Raw genomic sequence first — 21851 nt, forward strand, 5'->3', positions numbered from 1 at the left:
GTAGGAGTCTGGGCCGTGTCTCAGTCCCAGTGTGGCCGATCACCCTCTCAGGTCGGCTATGTATCGTCGCCTTGGTGAGCCGTTACCTCACCAACTAGCTAATACAACGCAGGTCCATCTGGTAGTGGAGCAATTGCCCCTTTCAAGCAGATATCATGCAATATCTACTGTTATGCGGTATTAGCTATCGTTTCCAATAGTTATCCCCCGCTACCAGGCAGGTTACCTACGCGTTACTCACCCGTTCGCAACTCATCCGCTCGGTGCAAGCACCAAGCTTCAGCGTTCTACTTGCATGTATTAGGCACGCCGCCAGCGTTCATCCTGAGCCAGGATCAAACTCTCATTAAAATAATTGTTTGTCTTAAACTCATTCTGTCACTGACAGATTTATTGTTTTTTTATTGTTCAGTTACTATAACTTCCGTTATAGCGCCCTGCACATTGGTTCGTCTTGTTCAGTTTTCAAAGGTCTTTGTCGCTCTCTCGCGACAACTATATTAGTATATCACGTACACTTTTACTTGTCAATAACTTTTTTTAAAAAATTTTACTTTTTTGAAAAAATCTTAATTTTACGCCATTAACTATATGCTTGTTAAATGGAGTTTTTAAAATCTTTCAAATAATTTTCTAATTTCTTTTTCATCTTCGTTTTTCCTAGACATCTTCTATTGGCTAATAACGATTCATATTGTTCTTTTTCTTCTATTGTTAAATTCTCCTTAAATCGTTTTAAGGAATCTCTTAATACTACAAGTTCATCTAGATATATTTTTCTTGATGAAATTCTGTGGCTAATTTCTCCAATTTCAACATACGGCATTCTGTTGATTTTTCGTTTATCGCTTTCTTGCTGTCTTAACTTATCTTTAATGTGATTCCTAAATTTTGTTTTAAAATACTTATATAGTAATTCTTCATTTGTTCCTATTTCAGGATTTTTCTGATAAAGCTCAAAGAGTGTTAGTTGGCCTTCTTGTTCCCAATCATCTTTTTCCCACAGCTGGATATAGTATTCTTTTTCACATTTTCGAACAATAAATTTTACTTTTTGATACATCTTGTTAAATTCCATAAGCTCTCCTTTACTTTCATATATGTATTTTATAAAAGTAAAAAAGGTTTTAGGAGTTTTTTTCTATTCTGCTCGTTTTTTAAACTATTCGGTCATTATTTTTAACTATACTGACTGAATGCACAAAAAAAACTGCCACTCAGTGACAGTCTATCGATAGTCCGTACGGGATTCGAACCCGTGTTACCGCCGTGAAAAGGCGGTGTCTTAACCCCTTGACCAACGGACCATTTTTACAACATAATCTATTATACAGAATAATTTTTCCCTGTCAATACTTTTTTAAAAAAAGAAGGAAAAAATTTCCTTCTTTTGATTAGTTATTTTCTTCTAATTTTGATTTAATTTCATCATATGATAGAGGTTTGGCTTCTTCTTCCAATTCATGCTCTGAATTTTCAGGCATTTTACCTGTTTCATACAATGATTTAATTTGAACACTATCCAAGGTTTCATATTTTAATAGAGCTTCAGCAATAAGTTTATGTGTTTCTCTATTACCTTGAATAATTTCTGCAGCTTTGTTACGAGCTTCATTCAAGAGAGCACGGACTTCTTCATCGATTTCATAAGCAGTCCTTTCTGAAATCATTTTTTGTGGACTTTGAGCTCCGAACATGGCATGATTTCCTTCATATTGAACAGGTCCAAGCTTTTCACTCATTCCATATTCTGTCACCATTGCACGCGCCATTTGAGTGGCTTGTTCAAAGTCATTTGAAGCACCTGTTGTTTGTGAATTAAAAATAATTTCTTCCGCAACACGTCCTCCCATGAGACCAGCTAATTGTTCTTTCATATCTTCTTTAGAAAGTAACATTTGATCTTCTTTAGGAAGGGCAATCATGTAACCGCCTGCGCGACCACGAGGAACAATAGTAACCTTATGAACCACTCGAGCATTTGATAAAACCAGACCAACGATCGTATGACCTGCTTCATGATAAGCGACCATTTCACGTTCTTTTTGCGAAATCGTCCGATCTTTCTTAGATGGTCCTGCAATAACACGATCTTCTGCTTCATCGATATCAGCAGCATCAATCACTTTTTTATTTCGACGAGCTGCAACCAAGGCTGCTTCATTCAAAACATTTTCAAGATCGGCACCGACAAATCCTGGTGTCTGTTGTGCAACCAATTTCAAATCTACATCTTGAGCGAGTGGTTTGTTCTTAGCGTGAACTCGAAGAATCGCTTCACGACCTTTCACATCTGGACGCCCAACCAATACTTTACGGTCAAAACGGCCAGGACGAAGAAGGGCTGGGTCCAGAACATCTGAACGGTTAGTAGCAGCAATAACAATAATTCCTTCATTGCCTTCAAAACCATCCATCTCAATCAAGAGCTGGTTGAGGGTTTGTTCCCGCTCATCATTTCCACCGCCAAGACCTACACCACGTTGGCGTCCAACAGCATCAATTTCATCGATGAAAATGATAGCTGGAGCAGCTTTTTTAGCATCTTCAAAAAGTGAACGAACCCGGCTAGCGCCGACTCCGACAAACATTTCAACAAAGTCCGACCCTGAAATACTGAAGAATGGTACTCCAGCTTCTCCAGCTACTGCTTTTGCTAATAGGGTTTTACCTGTTCCTGGAGGGCCTTCAAGAAGCACTCCTGCTGGAATTCTTGCTCCCAATTTAGTAAAGCGTTTTGGATCTTTTAAAAATTCAACCACTTCAACGAGTTCTTGTTTTTCTTCTTCAGCTCCTGCTACATCCGAAAAACGAACTTTTATATCTTCTTTATTGGCAGCACGCGCTTTGTTACGACCAAAGTTCATAGCACCGCGGGCACCACCGCCACCACCTTGATTCATCATGGAGAAGAAGAAGAACATCACGATGACAAATGGAACAATGGAAGTTAGAATGGTAATCCACATCCCACTTGAACTTTCACGTTTGATGGTGATTTCTGCTTTGTGGTCAGCGGCTAATTTTTGTAATTCATTGACAGTAATATCAGATGGAAGGATGACACTAGTAAAGCGAGATACTTTTTGAACACTTGGGGTAAAAAATTGAATGCCTGTATCTTCTTTTGATTCTTTTGCTTTATTATAGGTACCTGCAATTTCAATCACACTACCATTCGGTTGGTAACTAATTGTCTTTACATTGTCATTTTTAATTTCCTTGACCAATTCTGTATAGTTGATCTGCTGACTTTGACCAACTCCATTACCTGCAAAAAAGTACTGGAATCCTGTCACAGCCGCTACAATAATCAACAAATACAGAAAAGGATTTCGAACAAAACCGTTGTTTTTTCTGTTATTCATCTAGTCTCCTCTATTTTGAGTACACTTCTTCCTTTAATACACCTACATATGGTAAGTTACGATAATTTTCATCATAGTCTAAACCATATCCGACAACAAACTCATTAGGAATCGTAAAGCAGGTATAATCTGCTTCGATCTCAACCAAACGTCCTTCAGGTTTATCCAATAATGTCGCAATCTTCACAGATGCTGCATTTCGTTCTTCAAAGAGTTCTTTTAGACTCTTGAGTGTTTTACCTGTATCGATAATATCTTCCACAAATAAAATATCTCTACCTGTAATATCCTGATCAATATCCTTGATAATATTAATGATACCTGAGCTTGCTGTACCACCATGATAACTTGACACCAACATAAAATCTAACTCAATATGAGTATCAACATGGTTGATTAATTCTGCCATAAATGGAACAGAACCCTTCAAAATACCAACGAAAATAGGATTTTTCCCTTGATAATCTTTTGTTAGGGTTTCACCCAATTTTTTAGCTGCTTCTACAATTTCATCATGTGAAACCATTACTTTTTTTATATCTTTTTCTAACATTTCGTTACCTATCTATTTTTTGAATATAAAGTCTATCTTTTATTATAGCACTTTTTGAGGGCTTACTCAAATCACTCGTTGCTAATCCTACTACAGAAAGAATGTTATGATTCTGTTCTATAATGAGAGCTTCCTGTCGAATAGAAATTGGAATCTTATGATTGATAAACCACCGTCTTAATTTTTGATGGTGGCCATTAACAAGCAACTGATCTCCTTCTTTTCTCCTTCTAATCAGAATGGGTGTTTCGCGTGAAATAGAAAGTATTTCTACATTTTTTCCTTCTAAAGGGATTCCAAAAGATAGTTTATAATTTGCAATCTCAAATATATTCCCAAATTCTAACAAAAATGGGAGGACTTGGCCATCCGACTTTTGACTGATTTTTCGTATTTCAAAGAAATCATATTCTTGATCTAGCTCATAATTTGATTTTAAATAATGAACGCAATTTCTTTTCTTTCTTAGTAAAACTAATAATTCTTGAAACTGGACCCTTCCAAGTTGCAAATCTGGAAATTGTGCCAAATACTCTTCTAATAAGAAGGACTGTACAGAATGAGAATATGTTCTAAAAGAAGCTAAATCTTGAATGGTTAACTCGCTAGTTAATTCTTTCAGTGCTTGGTGCCAATGATTCACTTCCTCTGCTAAATAGCAAAGACTTGCTTGCATTTGAGGATTTTCTTTTTCAAATTCTGTAAGGTATTGATGGCGTACACGATTTCGGAAAAAATCCTGTGAGTGATTGCTACTGTCTTCAAAATGAGGAATTTCCATCAGTTCATTTTTTGTAAAAGCTAATAAAGGGCGAATTAACTCACCCTTCCCAAATGGTTGGCGTACAGGAATACCACTTAAGTGACGTAATTTAGTTCCTCGTATCAAGCGCATGAGAGTTGTTTCAGCTTGATCATTGGCGTGATGACCTGTTACTAAAGCGGTGCAATCCTCTATCTCCATAATCTGTTTGAAAAAATCATAACGAAAGGTACGAGCTTTTGCTTCTGTAAAAGCTCCCGAATAGTAAGCAACGTGGATACGTGTCTCTCGCTTTTCAGCCAGCTTTCGAAGTTCACTTTCCTCAAAATCCGATTCTGGTCTTTGTCCATGATTGACATGAGCGAGTACCAATTGAATCCCCAATCGTTCTTTGTTCTTCTCCAAAAGTTCATATAGATTCATGGAATCCAATCCACCAGATATGGCAATTAAAATACGGCAATGGGAAGTGAATAGATCTTTTTTTTCACAAAACTCTAAAAATTTCTTTTCCATTATTTCAATACCTCATAGATGTCTTTTGAAATTTTGGAAATCGTATCATAATCCGAATGATCTGTAAAAATCGCGATGACATAAGGCGAATTGGTGTATACAATCGCAACATCATGTCTAAAATCATAGGCATCCCCAATTTTATGAGCAACCTTTACTGGAAGATCACGCGCAATTCGTTGATCATCATATTTTGTAGAGGATAGTGCGTCAATAATAGAACCGTTCTGCTGATAAACAGCTTCCATCACATTTCCAGCCATTTCAGCAGATGCCTCTCTTTTTTCAACATCCCAGTGTTTTTTGGCAATTTTATCCAATGTTTTTTGAAAATCTTGATCCGATTGATGGGTAACATAATAATTTAAAATATTATGTCCAACATTATCCGATTCTTTTGCAATCTTATCTACTAATTCTTGGACGCTGTATTCCTTGCCATCTGCTGCCTTTGAAAGACTACCACTTCCTTCTGGTTCATAGCCACCTTTGAAGTCATTAACTTCTGGAATATACTTATAGACTGTCGTTGGAGAAATAGCCTTTTTATTAAGCTGTTCTTGGACATAGTACAAATAGGGTAATTTCGTCACACTAGCAGAATACATTTCTTTTTGGGGATTGATTCCAGCAGTATTTCCTGTCTCTAATTGTTTTACATAAATTCCATACGAAGGAGAATTATATTTACTATTGAGTAAGTCCTGGACTTTTTCCATTCGATTATCTGTTTCAGTGATGAATGCTTGGTTAACCCATCCTTGGCCCTCAATTTCCACAAACTCATCTCGTAAAGTCTGAGCTGTGCGTAAAACGGTCACTTTTGTATAAGAAGAAAGGGAGGTGTTTTTTTCTTTCGCACCATTTATTAAGGGTCGATCATACACTTTAAATCCAGGTTTTAGCCATATGTCTTGTTTTTTTTCTTGTGTTTCTTGTACAACATCAGAAAAAATGACAGAAGAATCTGCTAGCACATATCCTTTATCTGCTATTTTAAATACAGACTTTCCATCATCGTTTACAAAGAGTTGTTCAATTGTAAACGGTGTATTAGGAAGAATTTCTCCTTTTTCTTTTTTCAACTGAGGATCAGAAAAAACAACAATTTTGCGATAGACATTAGGGTTTGCTGGAATTGAAGAAAAATAAAGTTCTGATGGATAAGCAATTGTCTGAGAGGACTCAGATTGCTCAATACTCGCTGCTTGAGGTCCCAAAAATAAAATTGGGACTAGCAGTAGGAGCAGAAATCGTTTAGACACCTGTATTCCTTTCCTTTTCATCCTTTTGAAGTTTGAGTGTTTGGTTTTTCTTTTTTAATTCCTCTAATTTTTCATCCGAAAATTCAAGGAATTGTTTAACTGTTTGTAAGATATTTTCCATTGATTATTGGGGAAGTAAATCTGGGATGGTGTAAACAAATTCACCATCTTTTGAAAAAGAATATTTAGCGCGTGCATATTTTGTTGCATAGTCATCGTCTTTTAATTTTTTAGCGATGTCTTGCTGGTATTCTTTTTGTTCACTTGTTTCCTTATATTCTTTTTCCAACTGTTTGTATTGTTCTTTTTTGTCTTGTAGTGATTGATAGCTCTGGGCCAAGTTATAAGTTGGAAGAATAAACAGTAGTATAACTAGAATCAAGACAAGTCCCATAAAGCGATTACGTTTTTTTCTTTCTTCTTCTAAAAAACGTTTTCGCTGACCTTCGTCTTTGATATATTTATTGTTCATTTGAACGATATTTTTAGGCATCTTCTTCTATCCTTGTTTCACTAATTATTTCGTACATTTTGGATGCATCTTCTTTTTTTGTACTATCCAACATTTCCAAGACTTTAACCGTCAATACTTTATTTCCAAAACGAACTTCAATTTGATCATTCACTTTCAAATCCGTTGAACTTTTGGCTAATACTCCATTGACTTTAATTCGCCCCTTATCTGCAACTTCCTTTGCGACAGGGCGACGCTTGATAATGCGAGAAACTTTTAAATATTTATCTAATCTCATACTGTCACCTCTAACATAGTATTGTATCATTTTTTATCCATAAAATGCGAAAAATGAGCTAAGAACTGCTAGTTCTCTTCTTTTTCCTGTTTAATTTCCAATAAGGTTTGACCAAATTGCTTCAGAGCTTCTAGAATTTCAAAATCTTTCTTATTTCGAACATCAAAGATTACTTCAATTAATCCCTTCTCTTCTGCAAGCTGAGCTTTTAACTGTGTCATTGACAGAGCTTTAAAATAATCCTGTGTCAAAAACAGTTGTTTGGCAATTGGTTCAAACTTCACTGCCACTTTTTGTTGCTTTCTCTCCACTAAACGAACAAATACTTGATCCAAGTAAGCTTTTACTATACCAATTTCAAGTAGGTAGGCGACAACATCTGGGTATTCTCCAAAACGATCCATCAGTTCGTCTTGTAAATATTCATAATCTGCAGCAGAATTCATTTCACGGATTTGTTTGTAAATTTCAATTTTTTGACGTTGATCCGAAATATAATCATTTGGTAAATACGCATCTATTTGTAGGTTCAACTCCGCATTGCTCTTTTGTCGACGATGCTCTTGGCCTTGTTTTTTAGCAATAGCTTCTTCTAACAATTGGGAATACATTTCAAAACCAACTGAATCGATGAAACCAGATTGAGAAGCACCCAGAATATTTCCTGCTCCACGGATTGATAGATCTCGCATCGCAATTTTAAATCCAGACCCCAATTCAGTAAAGCCTTTAATAGCTTCTAAACGTTTTTCAGACACTTCTGTAAGAGATTTGTCTGGACGATACATCAAATAAGCATAAGCAATTCGGTTGCTTCGTCCCACACGACCTCTTAGTTGATAAAGAGTTGAAAGTCCCATATGATCCGCATTTTCAATAAAGAGCGTATTGGCATTTGGAATATCTACACCTGTCTCAATAATGGTTGTCGTCACTAAGACATCGTATTCGCCATTAATGAAATCCAACAAGGTATTTTCCAGGCGAACTTCACTCATCTGGCCATGAACAAATCCAATCGAAGCCTCTGGAATCAACTCTTTTAACTCGGATACTTTTTGCTCAATCGTATCTACCTTGTTGTAAAGATAATACACTTGACCTCCACGATCCATTTCCCTCAATACAGCATCTCGAATAATGGTTGGATTGGTCTCTAGTACAAAAGTTTGCACTGGATACCGATTGGTCGGAGGGGTTTCAATGACAGACAAATCTCGAATTCCCAGCATAGACATATGAAGAGTTCGAGGTATAGGGGTAGCTGTCAAGGTAAGCACATCCACCTTTTTTTTCAATTCTTTCAAGGTTTCTTTGTGCTTCACTCCAAAACGTTGTTCTTCATCGATCACGATTAAGCCTAAGTCTGAAAAAACAACATCTTTGGACAATAACCGGTGAGTTCCAATAATAATATCCACTCGTCCTTTTTTCAATTTTTCAAGCGTTTCTTTCTGCTCTGCCTTACTCTGGAAACGACTTAAAACAGCAACCTCTACTGCAAAAGATTCAAAACGCTCCTTAAAATTGGCATAATGTTGTTGGGCAAGAACAGTTGTAGGAACCAGCACTGCTACTTGTTTATGATCATTTACTGCCTTAAAGGCTGCTCGCATAGCAACCTCTGTTTTCCCAAAACCGACGTCTCCAACCAGCAATCGGTCCATCGGACGATTTGATTCCATATCTTTTTTGATTTCTTCAATGGAACGTAATTGATCATCTGTTTCAATATATGGAAAATCTTGTTCAAATGCTTCTTGATTTTCATCATCTTTGGAATAGGCAAAACCTTCTAATTGACTACGTTCCGCATAAAGTTTTATTAAATCATCTGCAATGTCCTCCACCTGGGTCTGAACCTTTTGCTTCGTTTTTTGGAAACGCCCATCATTTAACTTGTTAATTTTTGGCGTTTTTCCATCACTTGCAACGTATTTGGACAACATCTGAATCTGATCGACAGGAATCGAGATGCGATCTCCATTTTGATATTGAATCGAAACATAATCACGATGGACACTAGAAATTTCAATCGTTTCAATTCCCAAATATTGGCCAATACCATGAACTTGGTGAACAACATAATCCCCTTTTTCCAGTTCATTATAATTTTTTAGACGTTCTGCATTGGAAATATTTTGTCTGCGAATCTTTCGCTTGATCTTTTTCTGATAAATCTCTGATTCTGTAATGTAGACAATTTTTTCATCAACAAATTGGAAACCGTGAGCTAGTCCTCCAACAATTAATTGACTAGCTTGAGGGATGATCGCATCCCCATCGATATAATCTAATCGAATTCCATACTCTTCTAAATTTTTATGGAGCTGTTGAAGATTGTGATGAGAACTTGCTTGGACAATAACAGTATAGTTTGATTTTCGATACCGTTCAATTTCCTCTTTTAGTAAATCAAATTGTCCAAAAAACTCCTGCATTGGGTATTGATTAAATTGATACAAATGATCAAACCTCAGATTTCCCAAACCTTTTTGAAAGTTTGAAAAATAAGTTGCAGGTGTATATTTTCTTAATATTGTACTGGTATCACCAAAATACACTTGACGAGAAGAGGCTCGATTTTTATGTAAATCTTCCGTCAAGAGATTAGCTGCATCTAGTTCAAATCTTGCTATTTGATCTGCTATTTTTTGATAATCATCTAAAAAAACTGGAGTATGTTTAGGAAGATAATCAAATAGGGTATATTGTTTCTCATAAAAGAAACTAATAAATTTTCTAAGATCCGGATGAAGTTTCCTTTGAGAAATATCCCCTAGAATTTCGGCTAGATAAGATTTAAATGCTTCATTCGTGCTCTGTTCTTGCAATTGTTCTATTTGATTCTGACCACGGATAAAATCTTCCTCTTGCAATAATAGATCACTCACTGCTTTGAGTTGAATTCTTTCGACATTTTCAACAGAACGCTGGCTTTCTGGGTCAAAGATTCGGATTCCATCAATCTCATCTCCGAAAAATTCAATCCGATAAGGTTGGAGTTGTTCGATCTCAAAGATATCTAAGATATCTCCTCTTAGACTGAATTCCCCTTGTTGCAAAACCTGGCTCACCTTTTGATAACCAATCTTCTGTAATGTTTCACTCAGGGTAGTTAAGTCGATTTCTTGACCAACCTTCAATTTAAAAATACTAGATGCAAAAACTTTAGGAGAAGGTAATAGTAGTTTGATACCACTCACATTGGTCACAAGGATACCTTGACGATCCTCTTGACATAAAAAGTTCAAAGCCTCTAATCGTGCAAATTGCCTTTCTTGTGAAGCAAAAACAAATTCTGCTAAAGGGTTATCATCTCCCAAAAATGTATGGACTTTCTCTTCTCCAAGTAAGGCAATAAAATCACTGGCCAATCGTTCTGCTTCGTTATAACTGGAAGTGATGAGGACTGCTTTTTCAATAGAATCAAAGGCTGAAGCCATTACAATAGCCTTTGTGGTCGCAGACAATCCTAAGATCAATTCCCTATTATTTTTTTGCAAACCTTGTTGCCAGGATAGAAGGTTGGAGTTTTGACTCACTAAATCAATTACATTCATCTACTTACCCGTTGTATTTCTGCATGCTTCTTTCAAAATTTTCTTCTACCAAGTAATCGTTAACCGCTTCTTCTACTCGATCGATTGTTTGTAGAATAGTGATGTAATCGTCTTTATCAAATTTTCCTAAGACATGATGAACAACTGACATGCCCTGCTTAGGTCTTCCAATTCCAATCTTAATTCGATAAAAAGTCTGAGTTCCAATATGATTAATAATCGATTTGATTCCGTTATGACCTCCAGCTGATCCTTTAGCTCGAAGACGAATCTTGCCAACTTCCATATCTAAATCATCGTAAATAACCAAAAGATCTTCAATATCCAGACCATAATAAGTCAGAAGGGCATGGACTGCTTTTCCACTCTCATTCATGAAAGTGGTTGGCTTTACAAAATAGACCTTTTCGCCATTTAAAAATGTTGAGGCAATATCAGCTTGAAAAATCTTATCATGGGAGAAAGTAAGATTTAAAGACTTTGCCATTTGATCAATTAACATAAAACCTACATTGTGTTTCGTTTCAAAATACTTATCACCTGGATTTCCCAATCCAACAATTAATTTCGTCATCTCTTTCCTTTCAAAACACTAAAAGGGTTGGAAATATTTTTTTCCAACCTTTACATTTTTTTAACTATCTTACACATTAAAACGGAATTCCATGATGTCCCCGTCTTGGACAACATATTCTTTTCCTTCTTCGCGCAAGCGTCCTGCTTCTTTTACAGCCTTTTCAGAACCGTATTTGACCAAATCATCATAGGACATGGTAACGGCACGAATAAATCCTTTTTCAAAATCAGAGTGGATGATTCCAGCTGCTTGAGGAGCTTTCATGCCACGTTTGAAGGTCCAAGCACGCACTTCTTTTTCACCAGCTGTGAAATAAGTGCCAAGTCCCAACAAGTGGTAAGCTGCACGCGTGAGTTTATCAACTCCAGACTCTGTTAGCCCAATCGCCTCTAAAAATTCTTGTTTATCTGCATCATCTAGCTCAGAAATTTCTTCCTCAGCACGCGCAGAAATCACCACGACTTCCGCATTCTCTGTTGCCGCAAAGTCACGAATTTGCTTCACATAGTCAATAGAGTCTGGATCTGCAACAACATCTTCATCCACATTTGCTACATAAAGAACTGGTTTGGTAGTCAAAAGGAAAAGTCCTTTCACCACTTTTTGTTCTTCCTCTGTGAATTCGATGGTTCGAGCTGATTTGCCATCTTCAAGAACCGGTTTAATCTTTTGAAGAACATTAAATTCTGCAACGGATTCCTTGTCCTTTTGCGTACGGGCCATCTTTTCTACACGCGCATATCGTTTATTGACAGACTCTAAATCGGCTAAAATTAATTCTAAATTGATAGTATCAATATCTGCTAGTGGATCAACAAAGGCATCTTCACGACCTTGCTCCCGCATGACATTTTCATCATCAAAAGCACGCACTACATGGACAATAGCATCTACTTCACGGATATTGGCCAAGAATTTATTACCAAGTCCTTCCCCTTTAGAAGCTCCTTTCACAATCCCAGCAATATCTGTAAATTCAAAAGTAGTCGGAACTGTCTTCTTAGGAGTGATCATTTCCGTTAATTTTTGGAGACGTTCATCTGGAACTTCTACCATCCCGACGTTTGGATCAATGGTCGCAAAGGGATAGTTTGCAGCCTCTGCTCCTGCTTTTGTAATTGCGTTAAATAGGGTTGATTTACCAACGTTTGGTAAGCCAACGATACCTGCTGTTAATGCCATTTTTCTTTTTCTCCGTTCACATTTCAATCTCTCTTATTATAACACAATTCAAAAGACAAGTGATGAAAAATAGACTATTTCATTTCCTTTCAAAACTAGTTTTTTCCTCAAACTATAATGTATGAAAATGAAAAATATGGTATACTCTATTTAAAAAATCACAAAGGAGTTTTTCTGATGAAAAAACAAACATGGAAATCTATCCTTCTTTCCTTTATTGCTATTTTTACTCTCTTTCTTCTTGGAGCTTGTGGAAAACAATCTGTTCAAAAATCCTATCTTCAGGGAATCAACCAAGAGAAGAAAACTGACGTTCGTATTACAATCGAACATAAAGGGGATAAAGCGATCAGTAACCAAACTATCACTACTGTTTATTACAAAGAGGCTGGAGTTACGAAAGATCAATTAAAGGAAATAATCGATAAATACGATGAAGACTACAAGGATGTCAAAGGATTCACACACTCTGCTGAATACAAAGACGATTATATGGTTGAAAAAACAACCCTAAATTATGAAAAGGCAGACTTAGATCAGTTAATTGAAAAGAAATTAGTAACGACACAAAAAGATAAAAAAGTCGACTATATCAGCTACAAATCAACTGTTGATATGATGAAACAAAGTGGTTTCAAAGAAGTTAAAAATGGAAAATTTGAAGAATTAAAATAATATAAAAGGTTCAGTCACTTTTGTGACTGAACCTTTTATAATACTTTCTTCATTTTCTGTTCAAAATCATGGCGACTCATCATGACCACATGATCACAATTACTACACTTAATTTTTATGTCTGCACCAAGTCGTGTAATTTCCCAACGATTTGCCTTTTTTCCTGTTTCTTTTATCACACAAGCATGAGGTTTCTTCATTTCTACAAAATCACCTAACGTATACATGATGATTCACCTTTATTAATTTGTGCGAACTGGCGTAATCAATTGAATGAACCCTTGTTCATTTCCTTCTGGAACCAATGTAAACGGTCTAACAGAAGAAATAAAACGAATAACAACTTGTTCACTGTCAATAGCTTTGAGCGCTTCAATCAAATAAGTTGGATTAAAACTGATGGACAAATCCTCTCCTGAAACAGTGCTAGTATCGATCTCTTCATTTACTCGTCCAACTTCTGGTGAATGAACGTGGGCAGAAACCACTCCATTTTTGAATTCTAATTTGACCGTTCCATTTTGAGTTGCATTTGAAAGAAGACGTGCACGCTCCATGGCAAATCGAAGGTTAGCAACATTAAAGGTTGCCTCTGTATTGAATTCTGTTGGAATCAGACGATCTGTATCAGGGTAATTTCCTTCTAGCAAACGGGTATAGAAACTAATGTGTTCACTTCTAAAGAGGATTTGATTATTGGCAAAGAAAACTTCAACTGTTTCAATATCATCAGAAAAGACAGAGGTGAATTCACGAAGAGAACGACTTGGGATGACGACATCAAAGTTGTCTCCATTTTTCTCCAGTGTAATCACTTTTTGACTCATACGGTGAGAGTCTGTTGCTACTGTTTTTAACTCTGTATGATCTGATAAAACAAAGTGAACGCCTGTCAAAATTGGACGACTCTCCTGTACACTTGCTGCAAATGCCGTTTCATTAATCAATTGTTTTAATAATTTTGTTTCCAAAACTAATGGATTACTTGCAGTAATTTCTTGGATACGTGGATATTGATCTGCATCTTTTCCTTTAAGTGTAATTTCTGATTTACCACTTGTTAAGAGAACTTGTTTTTGTTCAATCTCTTTAAAATCTAAAGTAACATCTGGTAAACTTGAAATCACATTAATAAAGAAAGTTGCTTCTAATAAAATGGAACCTGGAGAAGTCACCAACAAACCAGCATTTTCATCTTTGATAGAAATAAAGTTTTCAATCGAAATTTGGCCATTGGATCCAGACAGGGCAATTCCTTCTGGAGTGACATCTATTTTGATTGTTGAAAGGATTGGGATAGCATTTTTTGAACTGATGGCTCTTTTGGTAGTATTTAGTGCTTGTAAAAATAAAGTTTTGTTAATAGAGAAATTTATCATGGTCATTCCTTTTATTTATTTTATAATTAGTAAGTTAATAGTAATAGTAGAGTGTGTGGAAGTTGTGGAAAACTCTCAGAATCCTGTCTACGACTTGAAAAGTTACTTGTTTAAAATTTGTGCATAACCCCTAGAAGTTTAGAGAAAGTTATCCACAGATTAATTTAATTTTTTCTTGATACTTTGAATTTCCAGTCGAAGATTATCATCTGTATCGACCATACTTTTTATTTTTTCATAAGCATGAATCACGGTCGTATGGTCTTTCCCACCAAATTCTTTTCCAATTCGAGGAAGGGAGTTGTCTGTCATTTCCCTTGAAAGGTACATGGCAACTTGTCGTGCTAAGACGATATTCTGAACTCTTCGTGAACCTTTAATTTCTTTTACACTGACTCCATAGAAAGCGCCTACAGCCTCCTGAATTTTTTCAATTGGGACGACAAGCATTTGGTTGCTATCGTTTTTACGAGCTCGAATAGCTTCAGCAGCTACATCGATCGTAATTTCTTTGAGTTTTTTAACCTTTGCCATCAAAGAAATATCATTTAAGGCACCCTCTAAGTCTCGGACGTTGGAATCAAACTGGCCAGCTAGATATTCCAGCGTATCGTTAGGAAAAATATAGTCTAGATCTTCAATTTTATTCCGTAAGATGGCGATCCGAGTTTCAAAATCAGGTGGTGTAATATTTTGCGTCAATCCCCACTTGAAACGAGTAACTAATCGCTCTTCAAGACTATCCAAATGATCTGGACTTCGATCGCTAGTTAGGACGATTTGTTTGTTATCGCTATGGAGGGCATTAAAGGTATTAAAGAACTCCTCTTGAGTGGTGACTTTTTTCCCACCAAGAGATTGAATATCATCGATCAATAAAAGATCAAGACTTCGATAGGTATTTTTAAACGTCTTCATCTCTCCTAATCGAAGGTGTTCTAAAAACTCATTAATAAAGGTTTCTGCTGGAACATATTTCACTCGAGCATTGGGAATATTTTCTAGAATTTGATTTCCAATTGCATTCAATAAATGAGTTTTTCCAAGCCCTGGTCCACCATAGATAAAAAGAGGGTTGTATGTTGTTGCAAGATTTTCAGAAACTGCAAGCGCTGCTGCTTTCGCCCAAATATTTCCATCTCCTTGCACAAAATTATCAAAGGTGTACTTTGATTTCAGACCTGTATCAATTTTAGGTAGCGGTTGATTCGCTATATTAGATGGAGAAAGTCTCCTGATTTCACTGCTATGACTATTCGGAAGTTCTTCGATATCTTCAAAAATAAATTGGAATTTCAAATCCGTATTGTAGATTTCAAAACTGGCGGTGATCAAAGCATTTTTCAGATTTGTTTCCCAAAATAATTCTTTATAATTTCCATCGAGATAAATGGTAGCTGTTTCTCCCTCGATTTTGACTAATTTTGAATCTGCGACAAAAAAATCATATGCACTATCTTTTAGTTGTAATTGGGCTAATTCTAAAAAACGAGACCAAAATTGTTCTTCTTGTGTCACTATCAGACTTCCCTCCTTTTCTTGAATTGTATCAAATCATACTTAATCCTATTCTACCACAAACGAAAATAGTTTTCCACAGGCTAAATTTCAAGAAAGTAAATTATAAAAGTAAACTTTTCCACAATCTGTGGAAACTAATTCACAGTGTTTCTAACAGTTATCCACAAAGTGGGGATAACTAGAAAATATCCTGATTTTGCTAGCATTTGTTAAAGGTTTTTGTGGTGGAAAAGCTTGTCAATAGAAAAATAAAAATAACAGCCTTATTTTAGGCTGTTGATAATTCGTTGGTATTCATCAAGACTTGAAAAAGAAATTTGGATAGTTCCTTTATGTTGCGAAGAGGAATGTATCTTAACTTCTGTCCCTAATATTTTTTTCAGTCTTTTTTCCTCTTCTAGTAGGAAAGTTTCCTTAGATTTCTTCTTTTTTTGCTTTCTTTTCGAACTGATTTTGTTCTCTAATGTCCGAACATTTAAATGGTCCTCTTTGATTTTCTTCAACCAAAAACCTTGCTCTTCTTCATCAAGAGGAACGAGAACACGCGCGTGAGCCGAAGAAATATCATGTTGAATCACAGCTTCTTGAACAGAGGGAGATAGCTGTAACAAGCGGAGCATATTGCTAATATAGGGTCTGGATTTCCCCATAAATTGAGCGATTTGGTCGTGCTTATAGCCGTGATCAACTAACTTCTGGTAGGAGATAGCTTCTTCAATTGGATTGAGATCTTCTCGTTGAAGATTCTCGATAATGGCTTGTCGCATCATTTCTTGATCCGTTAACTCTTTAATAATCGCAGGAACCACTTCTAATCCAGCAATCTTCGAAGCTCTAAAACGTCTTTCACCTGCAAGTAATTCAAAACCAATAATCGGAGATTTTCTGACAATAATAGGTTGAATCAAGCCATTTTCCTTGATTGAATGAGCTAATTCTTCTAATTTTTCTTGGTCAAATACTTTTCTTGGTTGGAAAGGATTGGTTCGAATCTCCTTTACCGCTATATGTTCTAATTTTTCCATCTTATGAATAGAATAACACACCTTTACAATTTCGTAAAGTTGTGTTTACAAGTATGTCAAGAAGACAGAGTTTACTCACTTAGATCATCAGTTGATTTTGTCAACTTGATAGAAGTTGTTTGTTGTTTTCCATCACGATAGAAAGTGACCTTGATCGTATCATTGATTTGGTGAGAATAGAGGGCAGATTGTAAATCTGCAGTTGACTCTATAGTTGTATCATCAATTTTTGTGATCACATCGTAGCGTTGTAATTTATCTGAAGCAGGCATGTTTTCAAGGGTTGAACGAACCAGTACTCCTCCAGAAATTTTTTCAGGAAGTTTTAATTGGCTTAAATCAGAAGTTGAAAGATTGGAGAGATCCAACATTTGGATTCCGAGAGCTGGTCGAACCACTTTCCCTTTTTCTTCTAGTTGCTTGATAATATTGACAACATCATTCGCAGGGATTGCAAATCCAATTCCTTCTACTGAAGTTTGCCCGTTATTTGAAATTTTACTTGAGGTAATCCCAATGACCTGTCCTTGAATATTGATTAACGGACCTCCAGAGTTTCCTGGGTTGATGGCTGCATCTGTTTGTAAAGCTCGTGTAGAGATATTTTGACCATTATCAGCTTTCAATTTTACATTGCGACCTTGGCTAGAAATAATCCCTTGGGTAACAGAATTGGCATAATCTGTTCCAAGAGGGCTACCGATTGCAATCGCAGTCTCACCTACTGTTAATTGGTCGGAATCTCCGAATTCAGCTACTGCCTTTGCCTTGTCTGCACTAATACGCACCACAGCAATATCAGAATAGACATCTGAACCAACTACTTCTCCAGGGACTTTATTCCCATCTGCTAAAAGAATATCTACTTTTTTAGCTCCATTGATCACATGGGTATTGGTAACAAGGTAGGCATATTTTCCTTCTTTTTTATAAATGACTCCAGAACCTTCACTAGAAATTTGTGAGTCAGAATTGTCTTCTTTTTCAAACAAACCTTGATTTGAAGAATCAGAATAAGTGATCACAGAAACCACAGCATTTTTCACTTTATCGACAGCTTCACTGGTTGAGGTTGTATTTTTGTAAGCTGTTTTAACAGTGGTTGAGTGGACTTGCTTACTTTCAGTATTTGAAGTAGAAGAACGAGATGTTTGTAAGGTTAAAAAGGTTCCAAGAATCCCACCTAGAAGACCTACAATAAAAATAAGGGCTATATTCCCAACTTTTTTTAGTAAATTGAATGAAGATTTCATATTTTCCTCCTAAGAATATCAAATTGTCTAGAGTATAGAAAAACTTTCTTAATTATAACTTAAATAAATAAAGTTATCCACAAAATGTGGATAACTTGTAGAAAACAGTTGATCATTGGCCTTAAAATAGTCTTTAGAGAAGGCTTTCCCTTTCTATTTCTGTGGATTATTTGTGGAATTGAAGAAATATGCTACAATAGAATGATGAAAATCAAATTGATAACTGTTGGAAAATTAAAAGAAAAATATCTAAAAGACGGCATTGCAGAATATATAAAAAGACTTGGTCGATTTGCAAAAGTAGAACAGATTGAATTAGTTGATGAAAAAACGCCTGATCGTGCTAGTCAACTTGAAAATCAACAAATCCTTGAAAAAGAGGGAGAACGGATTCTTTCGAAAATTTCAGATAAGGAATATGTAATCGTCTTGGCCATCGAAGGAAAACAATTTCCCTCAGAAAAATTTAGTCAAACAATCGACCAGATCATGACATCAGGGTATTCAAATCTCACGTTTGTCATCGGTGGCAGTCTTGGTTTGTCTATAGAAGTGAAACAAAGAGGCAATCTCTTAATGAGTTTTGGACAGCTTACTCTTCCGCATCAGTTAATGAAATTAGTATTGGTTGAACAAATTTATCGAGCATTTATGATCAAACAGGGGAGTCCCTACCATAAATAACCTTGACGCTCCCTTCTTTTTCTGCTAAAATGAAGTATGCTTGGTCCCATAGCTCAGCTGGATAGAGCATTCGCCTTCTAAGCGAACGGTCGCAGGTTCGAATCCTGCTGGGATCAGATGAAAGATGTAGTTTTTGACTACGTCTTTTTTTGTATAAAATGTATATTTTTTCATTAATGCTAATTTTTTGTACTTCTTTGCTATCAATGAAATAAATTTATTGGAATCATGCTAAAAAATAATCAATCATCTCGATATAGTGCAAAATATAGATTATATGAATTATGTAAAATAGTTTTCAATCCTGTAACAAAAACATTAAAAAGATTACAATTTTATCTATTCCCTTTAATTTTAGGCTATTTTATATTATAATTTTTTGTATATAAAATTTTATTTTTTTATAATAATACTAAAGTATAATAAAATAGAAAATAGAGAGTGGGAGAGTTTGAGTGATTCAGTCATTAGTTTTGTCTTTTCTTTTAGGAGGGATCATTGTTCTGACGTTTGCATTAGTGGACGAAAAAATCTATCAGGAACATCAATTTTCATTTATCTTTCTTTTAGGTACCTTTGTTCTTCTTTTTGAAAGTCTTCTAGTATTTTTAGATGTGACTCTATTTTCAAATATTCAACTCTCCGATTTAAATATGCTCTTGTGGCCAGCTTATTTGTATCCTTATTATCATTATGCTAATCGAACGAATCGCTTGTGTTCTATTTTTTATTCTTTTTTTACTTATTTAGCAGTTGAAGGAACAGCAACCTTTTTGACGATTATTGTCTCTTCAGTTTTGGGAGATGCTTTTGTAGCAGCGTACTCGATAGTCTACAATATGTTTATTCGTTTAGTTTCTTTAGTAATCATTTTGAATTTAATTGACTTATTTGAATTTGATTTTACTCCTTTTTATGAAGAGGAATTTGAAAAGTATTTAAAGAGATTAATTTATGTTTATTTTGCCATATTTGTAGTGATCAATTTTGCTTTATGGATTAGTGAACAAGCGCAATTTAAAAATTTTGGGAGTATGTTGGCAACGATTTGTTTTTTCTCTTTTGTAGTCAGCTTATTCCATATGAAAATCGAGCGAGATCAGTACCGTAAAAATTTAGAACTGGAGTATAAAGAATTTTCTGAGCAACAAATGAGTCGCTATATGGCTGAAATTCAAAGTCTCTATTCTATTGTCAGGGGATTTCGTCATGATTTGGGAAATTTAGTTATTTCTATGTCCTTAGCCATTGAGGAAGAAAATATTCCAGAAATACAGAGAATTCATAGAGAAGTATTGGAAAAAGGTTATAAAAAGATAAACACAGAAGAATTATCAGGATTCAACTTGGTCAATATCAGAGATTCTGCTTTACGAAGTATTTTGATTCGAGGTTGGTTGGACGCAAGAGATGCTGGGGTTGAAATGACTTTTGAAACGAGTGAGCCAATTGAGCAGCTACCAGTCGATTTATTAGATATCGTGAGAATTGTTGGAATTCTGGTAACAAACGCTTTGGAAGCTTCAAAAGAAGCAGAAGAAAAGAAAGTTCATATTGCTATTTTCTCTATTTCAAAGATTGTTTACTTAGTGATTCATAATACAACCAATGAAATCACTTTTGATGTTAGAAAAATATATGAAGAAGGCTATTCGACAAAAGGAGAAAATAGAGGCCTAGGATTAAATAATGTGAGAAAAATCTTAGCAAATTATGGAACGATGTTTTTAGAGACAGAATTGCAAGGAAATCGTTTTTTACAAGTTTTAAAGATCGGAGGATATGAACAAGAATGAAGATTTTTTTATTAGAAGATGAACTATCTCAACAGATACGGGTAGAAAAACATATCGAAGAAATTGCTAAGGAATTGGAAATAAAACTTGAAGTGATTTCTACTGGTAAAATCACAGAATTTGAAAATTATATCCATCATTCGGATATCCACCAATTATATTTTTTAGATATTCATATCCAAGACAATGAGTATTGTGGTCTGGAAATTGCTCAAAAAATACGAGAAGCAAATCCTTATGCTATTATTGTTTTTATAACTACAAAATCGGAATTTGCTTCTATTACCTATCGTTATAAAGTATCTGCTTTGGATTTTATTGATAAAAATTTGAATGAAGATCTATTTCGATCAAAATTAAAGGAGTGTATTGAGTACTTGACAAGCATTCAAATTAGGAATGATGATTTAACAGATTATTTTGAATATAACTTTAAAGATAAAAAAATTAAAATTCCATTTAAGGATATTCTTTATATTGAGACTGTAGGTTCAGCTTATAAATTAAACTTGGTTGGGAAAAATTTTCAAAAAGAAATTGCCGGAAGTTTATCAGATGTCTTGGAGAAAGATGTGGAAAATAGATATTTTAGCCCCCATCAATCTTATCTTGTGAATAGAAGTATGATCATTGGCATGGATAAGAAAAAGAAACACCTGCTGTTGAAAGAAGGTTATTCTTGTCCGATTTCAAGAAGTAACATCAAACGTGTCAAAAAATTAATTGAAGAAGAAAATTTAGAATTTAGTGCTTGACAATTAGTTAAATTCTGATATAATGGGATATGTTCTGTTAATGAATATATGGTCCGTTGGTCAAGGGGTTAAGACACCGCCTTTTCACGGCGGTAACACGGGTTCGAATCCCGTACGGACTATATCTCATTCCGCCATAGCTCAGTTGGTAGTAGCGCATGACTGTTAATCATGATGTCGTAGGTTCGAGTCCTACTGGCGGAGCTAGTATAGCACCCATTTGG

At 35.4% G+C, this 21851-nt stretch carries 20 protein-coding genes, 4 tRNA genes and 1 rRNA gene; 7 read left to right on the top strand and 18 right to left on the bottom strand.

Features of this window, described 5'->3' with window-relative positions; translation table 11 throughout:
* The 13 genes from QM968_RS08340 to ychF all read right to left on the bottom strand — a co-directional run.
* Positions 1 to 351 (bottom strand): 16S ribosomal RNA (locus QM968_RS08340); the annotation flags it as partial.
* Positions 352 to 598: 247 nt separating this feature from the next.
* Positions 599 to 1078 (bottom strand): hypothetical protein, encoded by a 480-nt coding sequence (locus QM968_RS08345; RefSeq protein WP_009731945.1) that lies wholly within the window; start codon positions 1076 to 1078, stop codon positions 599 to 601.
* Between the two features lie 157 nt (positions 1079 to 1235).
* Positions 1236 to 1307: transfer RNA gene (locus QM968_RS08350), tRNA-Glu, on the bottom strand.
* Positions 1308 to 1394: 87 nt separating this feature from the next.
* Positions 1395 to 3368 carry an ATP-dependent zinc metalloprotease FtsH gene (ftsH, locus tag QM968_RS08355; protein ID WP_414383488.1) on the bottom strand — a complete coding sequence of 658 codons (1974 nt, stop codon included), beginning with the start codon at positions 3366 to 3368 and terminating at the stop codon, positions 1395 to 1397.
* A gap of 10 nt (positions 3369 to 3378) precedes the next feature.
* Positions 3379 to 3921 (bottom strand): hypoxanthine phosphoribosyltransferase, encoded by a 543-nt coding sequence (gene hpt / locus QM968_RS08360; protein ID WP_009731943.1) that lies wholly within the window; start codon positions 3919 to 3921, stop codon positions 3379 to 3381.
* A 4-nt stretch (positions 3922 to 3925) separates the two neighbouring features.
* A complete protein-coding gene (gene tilS / locus QM968_RS08365) occupies positions 3926 to 5200 on the bottom strand; it encodes a tRNA lysidine(34) synthetase TilS (protein WP_414383491.1) in 1275 nt (424 codons plus the stop codon).
* The gene (locus QM968_RS08370; RefSeq protein ID WP_414383493.1) at positions 5200 to 6465 is read right to left on the bottom strand and encodes a serine hydrolase; all 1266 of its coding nucleotides are present in this window, start codon (positions 6463 to 6465) and stop codon (positions 5200 to 5202) included. Before QM968_RS08370 ends, tilS begins: the two co-directional genes overlap by 1 nt.
* Positions 6458 to 6586, bottom strand: a complete 129-nt coding sequence (locus QM968_RS08375) for an SP_0009 family protein (RefSeq protein WP_269596042.1) — start codon at positions 6584 to 6586, stop codon at positions 6458 to 6460. The genes QM968_RS08370 and QM968_RS08375 overlap by 8 nt, the downstream gene beginning before the upstream one ends.
* A gap of 3 nt (positions 6587 to 6589) precedes the next feature.
* The gene (locus tag QM968_RS08380; protein WP_009731940.1) at positions 6590 to 6958 is read right to left on the bottom strand and encodes a septum formation initiator family protein; all 369 of its coding nucleotides are present in this window, start codon (positions 6956 to 6958) and stop codon (positions 6590 to 6592) included.
* Positions 6951 to 7217 carry an RNA-binding S4 domain-containing protein gene (locus QM968_RS08385; RefSeq protein WP_003002258.1) on the bottom strand — a complete coding sequence of 89 codons (267 nt, stop codon included), beginning with the start codon at positions 7215 to 7217 and terminating at the stop codon, positions 6951 to 6953. The genes QM968_RS08380 and QM968_RS08385 overlap by 8 nt, the downstream gene beginning before the upstream one ends.
* A 68-nt stretch (positions 7218 to 7285) precedes the next feature.
* A complete protein-coding gene (gene mfd / locus QM968_RS08390) occupies positions 7286 to 10780 on the bottom strand; it encodes a transcription-repair coupling factor (protein WP_414383495.1) in 3495 nt (1164 codons plus the stop codon).
* Positions 10781 to 10784: 4 nt separating this feature from the next.
* On the bottom strand, positions 10785 to 11354 hold the full coding sequence (gene pth, locus QM968_RS08395; RefSeq protein ID WP_009731938.1) for an aminoacyl-tRNA hydrolase: 570 nt from the start codon (positions 11352 to 11354) through the stop codon (positions 10785 to 10787).
* A gap of 69 nt (positions 11355 to 11423) precedes the next feature.
* Positions 11424 to 12539 carry a redox-regulated ATPase YchF gene (ychF, locus tag QM968_RS08400; protein ID WP_009731937.1) on the bottom strand — a complete coding sequence of 372 codons (1116 nt, stop codon included), beginning with the start codon at positions 12537 to 12539 and terminating at the stop codon, positions 11424 to 11426.
* 177 nt (positions 12540 to 12716) lie between these two features.
* Between ychF and QM968_RS08405 the strand changes: the two genes are divergently transcribed.
* Complete coding sequence (locus QM968_RS08405) at positions 12717 to 13214, top strand: DUF1307 domain-containing protein (protein ID WP_414326977.1); 498 nt, start codon at positions 12717 to 12719, stop codon at positions 13212 to 13214.
* Between the two features lie 35 nt (positions 13215 to 13249).
* Here QM968_RS08405 and QM968_RS08410 read toward each other — a convergent pair whose 3' ends face one another.
* From QM968_RS08410 to QM968_RS08430, 5 genes are all read right to left on the bottom strand, one after another.
* Positions 13250 to 13441, bottom strand: a complete 192-nt coding sequence (locus tag QM968_RS08410; protein WP_003002008.1) for a DUF951 domain-containing protein — start codon at positions 13439 to 13441, stop codon at positions 13250 to 13252.
* A 15-nt stretch (positions 13442 to 13456) separates the two neighbouring features.
* On the bottom strand, positions 13457 to 14593 hold the full coding sequence (gene dnaN / locus QM968_RS08415) for a DNA polymerase III subunit beta (protein ID WP_009731935.1): 1137 nt from the start codon (positions 14591 to 14593) through the stop codon (positions 13457 to 13459).
* Positions 14594 to 14752: 159 nt separating this feature from the next.
* Positions 14753 to 16111: a chromosomal replication initiator protein DnaA gene (dnaA, locus tag QM968_RS08420; RefSeq protein WP_414326981.1), complete on the bottom strand. Its 1359-nt coding sequence runs from the start codon at positions 16109 to 16111 to the stop codon at positions 14753 to 14755.
* 266 nt (positions 16112 to 16377) lie between these two features.
* Entirely contained in the window at positions 16378 to 17139 is a 762-nt protein-coding gene (locus QM968_RS08425) for a ParB/RepB/Spo0J family partition protein (RefSeq protein ID WP_009731933.1), read from the bottom strand.
* Between the two features lie 71 nt (positions 17140 to 17210).
* The gene (locus tag QM968_RS08430) at positions 17211 to 18392 is read right to left on the bottom strand and encodes a S1C family serine protease (RefSeq protein ID WP_414326983.1); all 1182 of its coding nucleotides are present in this window, start codon (positions 18390 to 18392) and stop codon (positions 17211 to 17213) included.
* A 204-nt stretch (positions 18393 to 18596) separates the two neighbouring features.
* Here QM968_RS08430 and rlmH point away from each other — a divergent pair, with 204 nt between their 5' ends.
* From rlmH to QM968_RS08460, 6 genes are all read left to right on the top strand, one after another.
* Entirely contained in the window at positions 18597 to 19076 is a 480-nt protein-coding gene (rlmH, locus tag QM968_RS08435) for a 23S rRNA (pseudouridine(1915)-N(3))-methyltransferase RlmH (RefSeq protein WP_009731931.1), read from the top strand.
* Positions 19077 to 19118: 42 nt separating this feature from the next.
* Positions 19119 to 19192 (top strand) — tRNA-Arg (locus tag QM968_RS08440).
* Between the two features lie 339 nt (positions 19193 to 19531).
* Positions 19532 to 20872, top strand: a complete 1341-nt coding sequence (locus tag QM968_RS08445) for a sensor histidine kinase (RefSeq protein ID WP_414326984.1) — start codon at positions 19532 to 19534, stop codon at positions 20870 to 20872.
* Positions 20869 to 21627 (top strand): response regulator transcription factor, encoded by a 759-nt coding sequence (locus tag QM968_RS08450; RefSeq protein WP_414326986.1) that lies wholly within the window; start codon positions 20869 to 20871, stop codon positions 21625 to 21627. Before QM968_RS08445 ends, QM968_RS08450 begins: the two co-directional genes overlap by 4 nt.
* Positions 21628 to 21677: 50 nt before the next feature.
* Positions 21678 to 21749 (top strand) — tRNA-Glu (locus QM968_RS08455).
* Between the two features lie 8 nt (positions 21750 to 21757).
* Positions 21758 to 21831: transfer RNA gene (locus QM968_RS08460), tRNA-Asn, on the top strand.
* Positions 21832 to 21851 lie beyond the last annotated feature (20 nt).

This window comes from Streptococcus sp. OMI870 (genome assembly GCF_047460295.1).
Taxonomy (GTDB): domain Bacteria; phylum Bacillota; class Bacilli; order Lactobacillales; family Streptococcaceae; genus Streptococcus.

Excerpts from the sequence above, each read along its gene's own strand:
- QM968_RS08405 (WP_414326977.1), top strand. The coding sequence starts at position 12,717 with ATGAAAAAACAAACATGGAAATCTATCCTTCTTTCCTTTATTGCTATT.
- tilS (WP_414383491.1), bottom strand. The coding sequence starts at position 5,200 with ATGGAAAAGAAATTTTTAGAGTTTTGTGAAAAAAAAGATCTATTCACT.
- dnaN (WP_009731935.1), bottom strand. The coding sequence starts at position 14,593 with ATGATAAATTTCTCTATTAACAAAACTTTATTTTTACAAGCACTAAAT.
- ychF (WP_009731937.1), bottom strand. The coding sequence starts at position 12,539 with ATGGCATTAACAGCAGGTATCGTTGGCTTACCAAACGTTGGTAAATCA.
- QM968_RS08345 (WP_009731945.1), bottom strand. The coding sequence starts at position 1,078 with ATGGAATTTAACAAGATGTATCAAAAAGTAAAATTTATTGTTCGAAAA.
- pth (WP_009731938.1), bottom strand. The coding sequence starts at position 11,354 with ATGACGAAATTAATTGTTGGATTGGGAAATCCAGGTGATAAGTATTTT.
- QM968_RS08410 (WP_003002008.1), bottom strand. The coding sequence starts at position 13,441 with ATGTATACGTTAGGTGATTTTGTAGAAATGAAGAAACCTCATGCTTGT.
- QM968_RS08450 (WP_414326986.1), top strand. The coding sequence starts at position 20,869 with ATGAAGATTTTTTTATTAGAAGATGAACTATCTCAACAGATACGGGTA.
- ftsH (WP_414383488.1), bottom strand. The coding sequence starts at position 3,368 with ATGAATAACAGAAAAAACAACGGTTTTGTTCGAAATCCTTTTCTGTAT.
- QM968_RS08385 (WP_003002258.1), bottom strand. The coding sequence starts at position 7,217 with ATGAGATTAGATAAATATTTAAAAGTTTCTCGCATTATCAAGCGTCGC.
- QM968_RS08375 (WP_269596042.1), bottom strand. The coding sequence starts at position 6,586 with ATGGAAAATATCTTACAAACAGTTAAACAATTCCTTGAATTTTCGGAT.
- hpt (WP_009731943.1), bottom strand. The coding sequence starts at position 3,921 with ATGTTAGAAAAAGATATAAAAAAAGTAATGGTTTCACATGATGAAATT.
- QM968_RS08425 (WP_009731933.1), bottom strand. The coding sequence starts at position 17,139 with ATGGAAAAATTAGAACATATAGCGGTAAAGGAGATTCGAACCAATCCT.
- QM968_RS08380 (WP_009731940.1), bottom strand. The coding sequence starts at position 6,958 with ATGCCTAAAAATATCGTTCAAATGAACAATAAATATATCAAAGACGAA.
- QM968_RS08430 (WP_414326983.1), bottom strand. The coding sequence starts at position 18,392 with ATGAAATCTTCATTCAATTTACTAAAAAAAGTTGGGAATATAGCCCTT.
- rlmH (WP_009731931.1), top strand. The coding sequence starts at position 18,597 with ATGAAAATCAAATTGATAACTGTTGGAAAATTAAAAGAAAAATATCTA.
- mfd (WP_414383495.1), bottom strand. The coding sequence starts at position 10,780 with ATGAATGTAATTGATTTAGTGAGTCAAAACTCCAACCTTCTATCCTGG.